Below are 12,609 nucleotides of genomic sequence, written 5' to 3'. Positions count from 1 at the left end.
GGTCACGTCAGCCTTCAGAACCCCATCCTACGGAACTCCCCCCTCACACATTTCGTACGGGATATTTCGAGAGCACGACCCTCTCGGCAACGCCATGCGGTCAACGTCTGGCACTGGAAAAAGTGGTGCCACGACAGCGAAACGGGGTCGGGTTCACTTATCTCGCACAGAAAGCGAACCTGACCCCGATTTCACCCCGATTTCCCCACGACTAATTTCGACATCATGCATTTGCGCGGATTACATTAACTGAAGCCATCAGCGACCCTACGTTGTCAGCACTGTTGACATCCCAGAAAAATAAGCTAATTCCGGCTGGTGCTGCAGCGGAGTCACCGCTACCTAAATAGACCATACTAAAGTTGGTACCGACTGCAAAGAATGTTGATCCTCCGTCCAATGACCCAACGAGAACGCCAACGCCAAAACCATAATTTGCGGCATTCGGGTACGTTGGTACCTCGTGAGCATTCGGCTGACATGGAACAAATGATGAATAGTCAATGGGAGGTATATTGTTTGGATTTACGGCAAAACCGGATGCATTTGTACCTGCAATTGATCCACCAGAATTCCAAATAGCCAATGGTTCAACACTTATTGTTATAGTATCACCTGGTTTTAAAGGACCACCTAAAAATGCCTTGAATGACGCAACTCCACTTCCTGCTACAGAGTTTGCGTTCGAGTCGACAGGTACAGGGTATAGCGACATGATTATATCCCCTAATGTTTATTCATGGAATTGAGTTGCGCCCTGTGCATCGTGCGGTCTTGCAGATCGCGATCCTTACAGCGCTGCGCGGTCGCCTCCGAGCGGTAGGCTGAGCCGCCGTAGCGCGGCCATCCTTTCTGCGTGATGTTGAGCGACACGTCGATCCGTTGTGAGTCGTGCACCGAGGCCGGTGTCACCGTGAATGTACGAATGAAGTTGTGTGCGGCGTCGGCATTGACATGGTTCTTGCAGCCGAAGTGGCGGCCCTGCGTATCCTGCTCGAACAATCCAAGCGATCGATGCGACATCACGACTCCCCCCCGGGCAGTACCCCACCCTATGGGATCGGCGGGGTTATGCAAACTAGACAAAGAAGCGCAGGAAGCCGGACAAATTTGTCCACCCGGAAGATCCGCTCGCTCCGCCATCCGCGGCGGATGCATTTGCGCCATGCAGACGAAAATGTCCCATCCAGGCTCAGCGTCGAATGCGCTGCCTCATCGGAACAATGACTTACGCCCGATACCACTTGGCATCAGGCTTGCACCTTCCCCTGCCATGAACGGCGGCGATCCAGCGAGAGGCGATCCGGCGTCAGTGCCTGAGATCGTGCGGCGCTTGGCTCTTTATGTGCGCATGAATCCGCTGGCGGGAGATACCAAGGAGGGCATTACGCAGTGGTGGCTGAATCTCGACCCCTCGTTTATCGAACCGGTGGCGTCCGCTTTGGCTCGGCTGCAAGCAGCGGAGCTGATCGATGCGGTCGGCGCGGTGGACGGGCGCGTGCGCTACCGGCGACGCGCGCCGGGCTCAGCGACCGACGCACTCCTGGATCGACTGATTGCGGGTTTCACCGTTCCAAACGAATAACCGGGGATTCGATGCCCCGCTGCCGTCTGATGCTTCGTTCCCAACGTTAGCAAGGTGACCAAACATGGCGACGTCCTACAGTTACCCCGGGGTCTATGTGCAGGAGCTGCAGAGTTCCTCCCACCCCATTACCGGCGTTCAGACCTCCATCGCCGCGTTTGTCGGCTACACCGTCAGCGGCATCGACAACCGTGCGCAGGAGATTTTCAGTTTCTCCGATTACGAGCGCCTGTATGGCGGCCTCTCGGCCACCAGCGAACTCAGCTACGCCGTGCAGCAGTTTTTCCAGAATGGCGGTTCGCAGGCGTTCGTGGTGCGAACGCCTGCCACGTCATTGAGTGAGACCGCGGCCACCGTCGTTTTCCAGAACTTCCCCTTCAGAGCGCTCGGCAGCGGCACGGCGGCCAATGGCAATCTGCTGATCGACATCGACTACATCCATCTGACGCCTGGCGGCGCGGGGGGCGATCCCAAGACGTTCAATCTCACCATCACCGATCTCGCCGGCGGCACCCGGGAGTTCTTTCCCTCGGTCTCGTATGACAACGGCAAGAGCAACTGGGTACAGACCGTAGTCAACGATCCGGATAGCGGGTCGAGGCTGGTCATGATGGATACCCCCACCGCTGCGCAGCTCACGGGCATCAAGGCGCTTGGCAGCATCGCGCAGACGGGCCTGGTCGGCACGGCCGTTACGCCCTACTCCATTGCCAGCGTGATCGGCGGCACGACGACGATCACGGGAACGGTGGCGGTCACGGCCGGCAGCGCCAACGTGATCGGCACCGGCACGGCGTTTACCACCGAACTCAAATTCGGCCAGTGGATCATGTTCGCCGCGGATGTCACCAAGACGCCTTACCGCATCCTTGCCATCAACTCCGCCACGAGTCTGACGCTGACGCAGAACTACAGCGGCGCTGCAGAGGCCGCTTCGAACGTGGCGGTCGCCAACTCCGCGGTGACGAAGGACTATGGCCTGGTGTTGAACACCTCGCTGCCCGCAACGCCGCCGGTGGGCTTTCCGCTGACGGTGAAGGTGATCGCAAACAACAGCCAGTTGCCGATGACGCTGGACGGCCTCGCCACCCAGCTTCAACAAGCCATCAATGCGGCGCTGGCGGTCCAGATGCCAGGGGCCACCGTGCAGGTCTCGGTGACGCAGTTGGCCAGCACACCACCCACCCAGGCGTTGCGTATCAACGCACTGTTGCCCGGTTACCCCGACGCGGTGATCACCATCGGCGACCCGTCGGGCGCGTCGGGCTTGAACGCGAGTGCGGCCACGCTTGGCCTCAACACCACAGCCAACGTCGCGCACTATGCGCTGGGCACCGGCAACACCAATACGCAACAGACCGCTTCCGTGAAGGGCTCCAGTGGTACCGGCCTGCCCGCCACGGCCGACATCATCGGCGACCAGGCCGCGTTCACCGGTATCTATGCGCTGCAGAAAGTCGATCTATTCAACCTGCTGTGTATCCCGGATGCCACGCGTGCGCTGGCCAGCGACCCAACATCGCTCGACCCCAGCATCAACACGAACGCGATCTATGGTGCCTCTATCGCCCTGTGCAACCAGCGGCGAGCGTTCCTGCTGATCGACTCGCCGCCGAACGTGACCACGGTGGCTGGCGCCGTGGACTGGAAGAGCAGCCAACTGGCGGTAGTCGACCCGAATGGCGCGGCGTTCTTCCCACGGCTGCGCCTGCCCGATCCCTTGAACAAATATCAGCTGCGCACCTTTGCGCCCTGCGGTGTGGTGGCTGGCGTATATGCCACCACCGATGGCAGCCGCGGCGTATGGAAGGCACCGGCCGGCACCAAGGCGACGCTGGGTGGCGTGCAGAGCATGACCTACAAGTTGAGCGACCCGGAGAACGGGGTGCTCAATCCACTGGGGCTCAATTGCTTCCGCAATTTTCCTGTCTACGGCTCGGTGCTATGGGGTGCGCGCACCCTGGTCGGCGCCGACGCGCAAGCCAGCGAGTGGAAGTACGTTCCGGTGCGCCGTACGGCGCTGTTTATCGAGGAAAGCCTCTATCGCGGCACGAAGTGGGCGGTGTTCGAGCCCAACGATGAGCCGCTATGGGCCTCGATACGCTTGAACGTCGGCGCGTTCATGCAAAACCTTTTCCTGAAGGGCGCCTTCCAAGGCAGCACGCCCAAGCAGGCGTACTTCGTCAAATGCGACAGCGAAACCACCACGCAGAACGACATCGACCTGGGCATCGTCAACATCCTGGTCGGCTTTGCGCCGCTCAAGCCCGCCGAATTCGTAGTGATCCAGATCGAGCAGATCGCAGCACAGGCGCAGGCCTGAGCACCAGGTTCGTCAGCGACAGGTTCGTTGCCCCAGACACCATGCCCACTGCGGCGGAGATGACCCATGGCCGAGTTCACCGTCAATCCACAACGTTTCGATCCATACAAGAACTTCAAGTTTCGCTTGAAGTGGGATGGTCGCTACGTTGCCGGCATCAGTAAGGTTTCCTCGCTCAAGCGCACCACCGAAGTGGTCAAGCATCGCGAAGGCGGCGATCCGAGCACCAGCCGCAAATCGCCTGGACGCACCGAGTTCGAGGCGCTGACCCTGGATCGTGGCGTGACCCATGACACCGAGTTCGAAGCATGGGCCGCGAAGGTCTGGCAGTTCGGCTCCACCCTGGGCAGCGAGGTATCGCTGAAGGATTTCCGCAAGGACGTCATCCTCGATTTCTACAACGAGGCGGGCCAGTTGGCGATCAGCTACAAGATTTACCGCGCATGGGTGTCCGAATACCAGGCCATGCCCGATCTGGACGCCAACGCCAATGCCGTCGCCATCCAGCACATCAAGCTGGAGAACGAGGGATGGGAGCGCGATACGTCGGTCACCGAGCCGAACGAGCTCAGCTACAACTCCAACAGCGCATGAATCCGCCAGTCCACTGACGTCCGCCCCTTTGGAGGAAATCATTCATGCAGGCACTCTCCGGCGAGCGACTGCTGGCAGCTTGGGATCGCGCGCACGACACGCACGTCCTGCTGCGTGCCGTCGACCTGCTGGGCGAAGTGTTGCCCGGCGTCGAACGCGAGCAGCTGCTGCAGCTCCCGCTGGGCGAGCTCAACCGCCTGCTGTTGCAGCTGCGCCAGAGCAGCTTCGGACCGGTGCTGGAGGGCTACGCGGACTGCCGTCGATGCGGCACGGCGATGGAGTTCAGTCTTCCGGTGGCGTCGGCGCTGGCCGCGCTGGACGCACAGGCGGCCCCCGATCATCTGGAGTGGCAACAGGAAGGACAGCATCTGCGGATGCGACAGGCCACCGCCGCCGATCTGTTGGCATGCGCGCAGACCACCGACGTTGACGCCGCGGAAGAGCGGCTTTTGGCACGCTGTATCGAGGTCGACGGCGCGACGATCGAACCGTCGGAGCTCGCCGGCAACGCCATGGTCCGGCAACGGTTCGACCACTTGCATGCGGGCGCCGAGCTTCGCTGTGCGCTGAGCTGTCCGCAGTGCAAGCATGAGGACAACTGGGAGTTCGACATCGCGCATTTCGTCTGGCTGGAAGCGCGCAACGCCGCGCAACGCTTGCTCGCCGACATCCATGCGCTGGCCTGCCATTACGGCTGGAGCGAACACGCTATCGCCAGCATGAGCCCGCATCGCCGCAACGCCTACCTGGAGCTGCTGAGCGCATGAGCAGCCTGCTGCGACGACTGATGTTGCGTGTACGCGATCCCGCGACCACGCATGTGCCGCGGATCGAGCCCCTGCTCACGCCACGCTATGCCGCCATCGGCGATCGGCCCGCGTTCGATGCGCAGACCGACATCAACGAGAAGGCGGTCGTATCCGAGGTGTCCGACGTTGTGGCGGCAACGCCATCGCTACAGCCCCTGCCTCGGTCGGTGCCGGATGATCGAGCAGCGGCACCGGGCATCAACACACACGTCAACGACAGGCACGTCAACAACAAGCGCCTCGGCGATCCCACGACTCTTGCGCCGGCATGGTCAGAGACCGAACGCGTCGAGCCTTTACCGCTCGCGTCAGCGCATGCAGGTGCGCCGATACGCACCAAATCTTCGCCACTCGCGCCAGCGCATGCAGACGCGCCGAAGCTGGACCCGCTGGCCACGTCGGCGGTGCAGACGTGGACGTCTGCGTCTGTCGCCCCAGTGCTGGCTCCCGCTGAGCGCACCCACATCGATAAGGCGCCCTCGCAGCGGCTCTTGCAGCCCTTGGTGCACCCTGCGCAAACCCTGCCCGCCACGATGACCGCAACGCACCGCGCGACACCAGGCAACGCACAGCGATCCCGCGAGGCAGAGGGCCCTCCTGCTCCGTCCGCCGCGCCCACGGTCACCATCTCCATCGGCCATATCGAGGTGGGCAGCACCCCGGTCGCGGCAGCACCCCGGCCGGCACCGTTCCGGCCAAGCGTCAGCTTGAGTGACTTCCTCGGCCGGCAAGGAGGCCATCGGTCATGAGCAGCTATCTCGCGGTCGGCGGCGTCAGCGCGGTGCTGCGCTCATTGCTTACCAATGCGCTGACCAATGGCGGTCCGAGCGACATTCTCAACAGCCCGCTGGGCATCACCGCGACATCGCCCGACCTGGTGCCGGTTGGGCCGGACGAACAGCCGCGCGTGAACATCTTCATGTACTACGCGAGCCTCAACCCGGCGTTGCGCAACCAGGGGCTGCCATCGCGAAACGCGCAAGGCACGCAGATCAGCAATCCGCCGCTGGCGTTGAACCTGCATTACCTGGTGACCGCCTACGGAAGCACCCAGTTCGATCCGGAGATTCTGCTCGCCTGGGCCATGAAGGTGTTGCACGACACACCGGTGGTGCCGCGCGCGACCATCGAGAGCGCGCTCGACGACTTGAAGAACGGCAACCAGGAAGGAAAGCTGATCTCCGGCAGCATGCTGGCCAATCAGATCGAGCACATCCGCATCACGCCGGAGACCTTGACCACCGAAGAGATTTACCGGCTTTGGACGGCCTTTCAAACCCACTATCGGCCGACCACTTCGTACCAGGTATCGGTGGTAGTGATCCAGGACACGCAGACCTATGCCTCGAACCTGCCGGTGCAGACGCGTTCGGTGATGGTGCTGCCGATGCAGTCGCCAGTGATCGACAACCTCACGCCGACGCCGGTCACGACCGGTGGCACGCTGACCATCCAGGGCCGCCACTTTATCGGCGGCAACGGCGACACCCTGGTTTCCTTCGACGGTGCGCCGGGGATCGCGCCGGCCACGTTGCAAGGCAACTGCCTGCGCGTGGTACTGCCCGCCAGTCTGCAGGCGGGTACGCGCTCGCTGCGTGTGCTGCGCACGGTGGTCTATTCGACATCGGCCCAACCGCACGCCGGTTTCAGCTCCAGCCCGATGCCGTTCCAACTGGCGCCGGCCATCGCACCCGCCACACCAAAGACGGTGAAACAGGGACACGGCTTGACGGTCACCTTGTCTCCCGCCGTGGGCAGCATGCAACAAGCCACTCTGTACATCGGCGATCACGCGATCCCGATCGATCAACGGCCGGTCACTGGACCCGCCACGTCCACTACGCTGGACTTTCCCGTGCCGGCCAGCTTCCCGACAGGCACGTTTCCGCTGCGCGTGGAAATCGACGGCGCGCAAAGCAAGCTCACGCTGGATAGCACGATCGGCAGCCCCACCTACGGGCAGCTACTGCCGCAGTTGCAGGTGACGCCATGAGCGCGATGGCACAGCACGGGACATCCGCAGCCGAGTCGTTGTCCGCGGCGCTGGAGCGCGTCTATCGCAAACTGGTCCAGGCCGCGGCGTCCGCATCGCCGGCTCAGGCAGAACCACCGGCAACGACCGACGCCAGTCCATGGCAAGGCGCCGACCAACCGTGCCTGGCGCTGCAACGGTTGAAGACGTTGTTCGGACTGAGCGCGTTCGAACAGGACGTGTTGCTACTTTGCCTCGGCGCCAGCGTCGAAGCGCGATTTCTTCCCGCCTGCGCGGCGATTCACGGCAGCCAGCAGACACCCTGGCCGACCTTCGGCCTTGCCCTGTCCGTGCTGGACGACGCGCATTGGAGCGCCATCAGCCGCACGCGACCGCTGCGCTATTGGCGCCTCATCGAGGTGGCCAGCAGCAGTGCGAGCAACGGCTCCCTGCTACACGCGCCCTTGCAACTCGACGAGCGCATCCTGCAGCTGCTGCTCGGCGTGCCCGCCATGGACGAGCGTCTCGAAGCGGTCGTGCGGCCCTTGCCGGAACCGCCGGAGCGGGGACGTCACCGATTGTCCGGGCCCTTGGATCGTGTGCTGGACGCCGGCATGCGGCATTGGACGCAAACCACCCACTTCAACAAGCCGATCCTGCTATGCGGCGATGGCGAGGCTACCCGCGAGGCGGCGTTTGCCGAACTGTGCCACCGCACCACACTTCAGCCGTATCTGTTCAACACGGCGGATCTCCCGGGCACGCCCGAAGATCGCGAGCGCCTGGCTCGCCTGTGGACACGCGAGGCGGCATTGCAACAGGCGGCGCTCTACGTCCGCTGCACCGATAGCGACAGCGTGACGCAGCTTTCCTCCTGGTTGGCGTCGATCCAGGCGCCGATAGCGGTCGACGTGCCCTCCGGCTCGCCGGCCGAGCGGATCGATGGCCTACGCCTGGACGTGCCCGGCTTGTCGGCGACGGAACGCAAAACAGCTTGGCTGGAACAACTGGGCGATGCCGCGCCGCGGCTCAACGGCACGCTGGACCGCATCGTCGAATACTTCCATTTCGACGCACCGGCCATCCGCTTCGCCGCGACCACGACCTTGCAAACGCCGGTACCTGGCGACGAGGACCTGGGTGGCGTGGCCTGGCGCGTCTGCCGGCAACACGGCCGGCGTTCGCTGGACAACCTGGCGCGGCGGATCGAGTCGCGTGCGTCCTGGTCGCAACTGGTGCTGCCTGAAGCGCAAATCGAGACCCTGCGGCAAATAGCCATCCATATGCGCCAGCGCGCGGTGGTGAATCACCAATGGGGGTTCTCCGAACGCTACAGCCGCGGTCATGGCCTCAGCGCCCTGTTTGCAGGGCCCAGTGGCACCGGCAAGACCATGGCGGCCGAGATTCTTGCGCGTGAGCTGGATCTGGACCTCTACCAGATCGACCTCGCGTCGCTGGTCAGCAAATACATCGGCGAAACCGAGAAGAACCTGCGCCGCATTTTCGACGTCGCCGAGGAAAGCGGCGCGGTCTTGCTGTTCGACGAGGCCGACGCGCTGTTCGGCAAACGCAGCGAAGTGCGCGACAGTCACGACCGCTACGCCAATCTGGAGGTCAGCTACCTGTTGCAGCGCATGGACAGCTACCGAGGCGTGGCCATACTCACCACCAACATGCGCCATGCATTGGATTCGGCCTTCCTACGCCGTATCCGCTTCATCGTGTCCTTCCCGTTTCCGGACGCGCCGTCGCGCGCGCGCATCTGGCAGGACATTTTCCCCGGCGCCGCACCCGTCGGCGCGCTCGATTTCGAGCTGCTGTCGCAGCTCAACGTGCCCGGCGGCGTGATCCGAAACATCGCCACCCACGCCGCCTTCCTCGCCGCCGAGCAGGCCACCGCCATCGAACCGCAGCATGTGCTGGCCGCCGCGCGCATCGAGTACTCGAAGATGGACAAACCCTTGACCGCGTCGGAAACCAGAGGGTGGTCGTGAACCTATCGAAGCCATCCGCCCCACACGCATCCCGGCCACCCGCAGCCGGCGCGATGTCGCGACCGGCGGCACCGCGCACGCCGGACGCACCGGCGCAACAGGCCGCGGCGGGCAATGTGCATCTCGAACTTCAGCGCCTGACCTTGAACGGTTACACGCCGGGCCAACAGCAACGCTTTCTGGCCACGCTGCAAGCCTCGCTGGAGCGGCTCGCCGCCGATCACACCGGATGGCCGGCGGATGCGTCGTTGCAGATCGCACACCTCGACGCCGGGGCGCTGGCATCGGGTGCTACGCCCGAGAGCGCTGCGCGACAAGTTGCGCAACAACTGTTTGCCCAATGCGGCGCCCATCTCAGGAAGCGCAGCCATGTCTAACCTGTCACCGCGGTTGAGCAAAGGCGCCATTCTGATGCTGGACCCCACGCTGGGCATCCCGCTGGGCAGCATCATGCTGCAGTACAACCCCGATTCGATCACCCGCACGCTCAAGCCGCAGAGCGCTGGCGAGCAGGCCGATCGCAGCGAGATCTTCCGCTTGAAGGGGCCGCCGATCGAGACCATCAAGTGCGACATCGAGATCGACGCCACCGATCAATTGGCCAGCGCCGATCCCACGGCGGTGTCGCTGGGCATCCAGCCGCAACTGTCGGTGCTGGAGATGCTGCTTTGCCCGTCCAGCGGCGTGCTGATCGCCAACGAGATCCTGTCGCTGGTGGGCACTATCGAAATCCTGCCGATGGAATCGGCGCTGACGGTGTTCGTGTGGAGCAACCAGCGGATAACGCCCGTACGCATTACCGACATGTCGATTACCGAGGAGGCCTTTGATCCACAGCTCAATCCGATTCGCGCCAAGGTCTCGCTGGGCCTGCGCGTGCTCAGCGTCAGCGATGTCGGCTTCCTGACCCCCGCCGGTGCGCTCTACCTGGTCTACCAGACCAGCAAAGAAGCCATGGCGCAGATGGCTTAGGGACCACTCATGGACAAAGCACTGGCATCTCTGATCACTTCCGGCGCGGGCAACGGCGCGCCGACGCTGCCGTCCAGCCGGTACCAGGGCTCGGCGAACTTGCCGTGGACGCTGCCTGACGGCACCGAAGTGATGTACTTGGCGCGACGCATCCTGCCGCGTTCGAGCATCTATCAAGCCTTGCAGAGTTACGTGGTCGTCGAAGGCGACCGGCTGGACAACCTGGCCGCACGCTTCCTCGGCGATCCGCTGTTGTTCTGGATGATCTGCGACGCCAACAACGCCAGCGATCCCGATGCGCTCACCGCGCAGGTCGGACGCAGCATTCTCATTCCGCAGTCGTCCGGCATACCGCCGGGGGCGCGTTATGGGTAGCCCGCTGTTTTTGACGCTGCTGGCCGGCACCGGCGTTGCCGTACCCGTGCCCAAGCCATTGATCGATGCGCTGACCTCGGCGGAGGTGACCGAATCGGCTACCGGCCGCAGTGGGTTCCAGCTCACCTTCACGCTGGCCAACAATTCGATTCTGCAGACGTTCTTCCTGCTCGCCGCAAGCTCGCCGATTCCGCTGCTGCGGGTCGTGCTGATGGCCACCTTCGGCGGTCTGCCGCAGATCATCGTCGACGGCATCGTGCTGCACCACGAAGTGGTGCCGGATGCCATGAAAGGCTCATCCAAACTGGTGGTAACCGGTGAGGATCTGTCGGCACTGATGAACCTGGTGGACTTCTCCGGCCTGCCCTACCCCGGCATGAGCCCGGATATGCGCGTGCTCATGATCCTCGGCAAGTACGCCGGCTTCGGCATCGTGCCGGAAGTGATTCCGGTGGCGATACCGGATATCGAAGTGCCACTGGTGAAGATGCCGTCGCAAAAGAGCACCGACCTCACCTATGTGCAGCAACTGGCGAAGGAAAACGGCTACGTCTTCTACATGACACCCGGCCCCCTGCCCGGCACCAGCCAAGCCTATTGGGGGCCGCAGGTACGCATCGGCATACCGCAGCAATGCCTCAACGTGAACCTGGATGCATGGACCAATGTCGAGAGCCTGAATTTCCGCTACCAGCCGCAAAACTCGGTGCTGCCCATCGTCTTTATCCAGGACCCGCTCAGCAAGATGGTGATACCGATCCCGATCCCGCCGGTGACGCCGTTCAATCCACCGCTGGGACTGGTGGTGCCGATCCCGCAAAAAATCGAACCGTTGAACGACACCGCGAAACTGCAACCCGGCCAGGCCTTGATGCAGGGCATGGCGCGTGCCGTGGAGAGCGCCGACGTGATCACTGGCGAGGGCACGCTCGATGTCCTGCGTTACGGCCAGGTGCTGCGCGCGCGCAGCCTGGTCGGCATGCGCGGTGCGGGCATCGCGTTCGACGGCCTCTACTACGTCGACAGCACCACGCATCGGCTGAAGCCGGGCGAGTACAAGCAGAGCTTCGTGCTCAAGCGCAACGCACTGATCGCCAACACACCGGTGGTTCCATCGTTTCCCTTCTGACATGAGCGTTACCTCGGGGAAGAAAGGTGAGCACGCATTACGGAAAATATCGCGGCACCGTCCTCAACAACATCGACCCGCTGAACATGGGGCGGTTGATGGTGCAGATACCGGACGTCTCCAGCGTCATCCCCTCGACGTGGGCCATGCCGTGCCTGCCGTTCGGCGGCATCCAGTCCGGCATGTTCGTGACACCGGCGATCGGTTCCGGTGTGTGGATCGAGTTCGAGCAAGGCAACACGGACTACCCGATATGGGTGGGTTGCTTCTGGGGTTCGGCGGCCGAGGTGCCCGCACTCGCACTGGCCGCGCCACCCGGCCTGCAGCAGGTGGTGATGCAAACCACGCTGCAGAACACGCTGATGATCAGCGACGCACCCGGCCCCACCGGCGGCATCCTGCTCAAGACCACGGCAGGCGCAATGATTTCGATCTCCGAAATCGGCATCACGATCAGCAATGGGCAAGGCGCAAGCATCGTCATGACCGGGCCCGCGGTCACCATCAACGCGGGCGCTCTGGAGGTGATCTGATGGCCGGCATGCTGATCCAGCAAGGCGCGACGGTACTGTGCACGCACGGTGCCCCGGCGATGCCGACGGCGCCGAATCCGGCGGTGATGCTTTCGGGCATGCCCAGTTGCGTGGTGACCGCGCCCTGGTCCGTGGCCGGCTGCCCTGCGGCGGCGGCGATGATGCCGCCGTGCGTCACCGCGCAATGGCTGCTCGGCACCATGCGCGTCACTTCGAACGGGCAGCCGCTGGTGGTGCAGAGCGGCACCGCGATCTGCACGCCCAGCGGCACGCCGCTGTTGCCGGTGCTCACCCAACTGCGCGTCAGTGCGATGTGAGGCGGC

At 63.3% G+C, this 12,609-nt stretch carries 15 protein-coding genes; 13 read left to right on the top strand and 2 right to left on the bottom strand.

The window, feature by feature from the left end:
* Positions 1-223: 223 nt before the first annotated feature.
* Both OUZ45_RS04950 and OUZ45_RS04945 read right to left on the bottom strand, forming a co-directional pair.
* Entirely contained in the window at positions 224-715 is a 492-nt protein-coding gene (locus tag OUZ45_RS04950; RefSeq protein WP_266168824.1) for a hypothetical protein, read from the bottom strand.
* Positions 716-726: 11 nt separating this feature from the next.
* On the bottom strand, positions 727-1,023 hold the full coding sequence (locus tag OUZ45_RS04945) for a hypothetical protein (protein WP_266168823.1): 297 nt from the start codon (positions 1,021-1,023) through the stop codon (positions 727-729).
* A 289-nt stretch (positions 1,024-1,312) separates the two neighbouring features.
* On the opposite strand from OUZ45_RS04945, the gene OUZ45_RS04940 reads away from it, so the two are divergent.
* From OUZ45_RS04940 to OUZ45_RS04880, 13 genes are all read left to right on the top strand, one after another.
* Entirely contained in the window at positions 1,313-1,585 is a 273-nt protein-coding gene (locus OUZ45_RS04940) for a hypothetical protein (protein ID WP_266168822.1), read from the top strand.
* Positions 1,586-1,649: 64 nt separating this feature from the next.
* The gene (locus tag OUZ45_RS04935) at positions 1,650-3,908 is read left to right on the top strand and encodes a phage tail sheath family protein (RefSeq protein WP_266168821.1); all 2,259 of its coding nucleotides are present in this window, start codon (positions 1,650-1,652) and stop codon (positions 3,906-3,908) included.
* A 66-nt stretch (positions 3,909-3,974) separates the two neighbouring features.
* On the top strand, positions 3,975-4,502 hold the full coding sequence (locus OUZ45_RS04930; RefSeq protein WP_266168820.1) for a phage tail protein: 528 nt from the start codon (positions 3,975-3,977) through the stop codon (positions 4,500-4,502).
* Between the two features lie 44 nt (positions 4,503-4,546).
* Positions 4,547-5,269 (top strand): T4 family baseplate hub assembly chaperone, encoded by a 723-nt coding sequence (locus OUZ45_RS04925; RefSeq protein ID WP_266168819.1) that lies wholly within the window; start codon positions 4,547-4,549, stop codon positions 5,267-5,269.
* Positions 5,266-6,060 (top strand): hypothetical protein, encoded by a 795-nt coding sequence (locus OUZ45_RS04920; protein WP_266168818.1) that lies wholly within the window; start codon positions 5,266-5,268, stop codon positions 6,058-6,060. The genes OUZ45_RS04925 and OUZ45_RS04920 overlap by 4 nt, the downstream gene beginning before the upstream one ends.
* Complete coding sequence (locus OUZ45_RS04915) at positions 6,057-7,304, top strand: Pvc16 family protein (protein WP_266168817.1); 1,248 nt, start codon at positions 6,057-6,059, stop codon at positions 7,302-7,304. The genes OUZ45_RS04920 and OUZ45_RS04915 overlap by 4 nt, the downstream gene beginning before the upstream one ends.
* Positions 7,301-9,277, top strand: coding sequence for an ATP-binding protein (locus OUZ45_RS04910; RefSeq protein WP_266168816.1), 1,977 nt, complete (start codon positions 7,301-7,303; stop codon positions 9,275-9,277). Before OUZ45_RS04915 ends, OUZ45_RS04910 begins: the two co-directional genes overlap by 4 nt.
* Before the next feature lie 53 nt (positions 9,278-9,330).
* Positions 9,331-9,654: a hypothetical protein gene (locus OUZ45_RS04905; RefSeq protein ID WP_266168815.1), complete on the top strand. Its 324-nt coding sequence runs from the start codon at positions 9,331-9,333 to the stop codon at positions 9,652-9,654.
* Positions 9,647-10,249, top strand: a complete 603-nt coding sequence (locus OUZ45_RS04900) for a hypothetical protein (protein ID WP_266168814.1) — start codon at positions 9,647-9,649, stop codon at positions 10,247-10,249. Before OUZ45_RS04905 ends, OUZ45_RS04900 begins: the two co-directional genes overlap by 8 nt.
* Before the next feature lie 9 nt (positions 10,250-10,258).
* Complete coding sequence (locus OUZ45_RS04895) at positions 10,259-10,624, top strand: LysM peptidoglycan-binding domain-containing protein (RefSeq protein ID WP_266168813.1); 366 nt, start codon at positions 10,259-10,261, stop codon at positions 10,622-10,624.
* Positions 10,617-11,753, top strand: coding sequence for a hypothetical protein (locus OUZ45_RS04890; RefSeq protein ID WP_266168812.1), 1,137 nt, complete (start codon positions 10,617-10,619; stop codon positions 11,751-11,753). The genes OUZ45_RS04895 and OUZ45_RS04890 overlap by 8 nt, the downstream gene beginning before the upstream one ends.
* Positions 11,754-11,779: 26 nt before the next feature.
* Complete coding sequence (locus OUZ45_RS04885; RefSeq protein ID WP_266168811.1) at positions 11,780-12,286, top strand: phage baseplate assembly protein V; 507 nt, start codon at positions 11,780-11,782, stop codon at positions 12,284-12,286.
* Entirely contained in the window at positions 12,286-12,603 is a 318-nt protein-coding gene (locus OUZ45_RS04880; protein ID WP_266168810.1) for a hypothetical protein, read from the top strand. Before OUZ45_RS04885 ends, OUZ45_RS04880 begins: the two co-directional genes overlap by 1 nt.
* Positions 12,604-12,609: the final 6 nt, after the last annotated feature.

Source organism: Dyella subtropica, assembly GCF_026283965.1.
In the GTDB taxonomy this organism is placed as follows: domain Bacteria; phylum Pseudomonadota; class Gammaproteobacteria; order Xanthomonadales; family Rhodanobacteraceae; genus Dyella_D; species Dyella_D subtropica.
This window is presented reverse-complemented; position numbering and strand designations above follow the sequence as displayed.

Coding starts and splice junctions, on each gene's coding strand:
- OUZ45_RS04950 (WP_266168824.1), bottom strand. CDS start 715: ATGTCGCTATACCCTGTACCTGTCGACTCGAACGCAAACTCTGTAGCA.
- OUZ45_RS04945 (WP_266168823.1), bottom strand. CDS start 1,023: ATGTCGCATCGATCGCTTGGATTGTTCGAGCAGGATACGCAGGGCCGC.
- OUZ45_RS04935 (WP_266168821.1), top strand. CDS start 1,650: ATGGCGACGTCCTACAGTTACCCCGGGGTCTATGTGCAGGAGCTGCAG.
- OUZ45_RS04930 (WP_266168820.1), top strand. CDS start 3,975: ATGGCCGAGTTCACCGTCAATCCACAACGTTTCGATCCATACAAGAAC.
- OUZ45_RS04925 (WP_266168819.1), top strand. CDS start 4,547: ATGCAGGCACTCTCCGGCGAGCGACTGCTGGCAGCTTGGGATCGCGCG.
- OUZ45_RS04920 (WP_266168818.1), top strand. CDS start 5,266: ATGAGCAGCCTGCTGCGACGACTGATGTTGCGTGTACGCGATCCCGCG.
- OUZ45_RS04915 (WP_266168817.1), top strand. CDS start 6,057: ATGAGCAGCTATCTCGCGGTCGGCGGCGTCAGCGCGGTGCTGCGCTCA.
- OUZ45_RS04910 (WP_266168816.1), top strand. CDS start 7,301: ATGAGCGCGATGGCACAGCACGGGACATCCGCAGCCGAGTCGTTGTCC.
- OUZ45_RS04905 (WP_266168815.1), top strand. CDS start 9,331: ATGTCGCGACCGGCGGCACCGCGCACGCCGGACGCACCGGCGCAACAG.
- OUZ45_RS04900 (WP_266168814.1), top strand. CDS start 9,647: ATGTCTAACCTGTCACCGCGGTTGAGCAAAGGCGCCATTCTGATGCTG.
- OUZ45_RS04895 (WP_266168813.1), top strand. CDS start 10,259: ATGGACAAAGCACTGGCATCTCTGATCACTTCCGGCGCGGGCAACGGC.
- OUZ45_RS04890 (WP_266168812.1), top strand. CDS start 10,617: ATGGGTAGCCCGCTGTTTTTGACGCTGCTGGCCGGCACCGGCGTTGCC.
- OUZ45_RS04880 (WP_266168810.1), top strand. CDS start 12,286: ATGGCCGGCATGCTGATCCAGCAAGGCGCGACGGTACTGTGCACGCAC.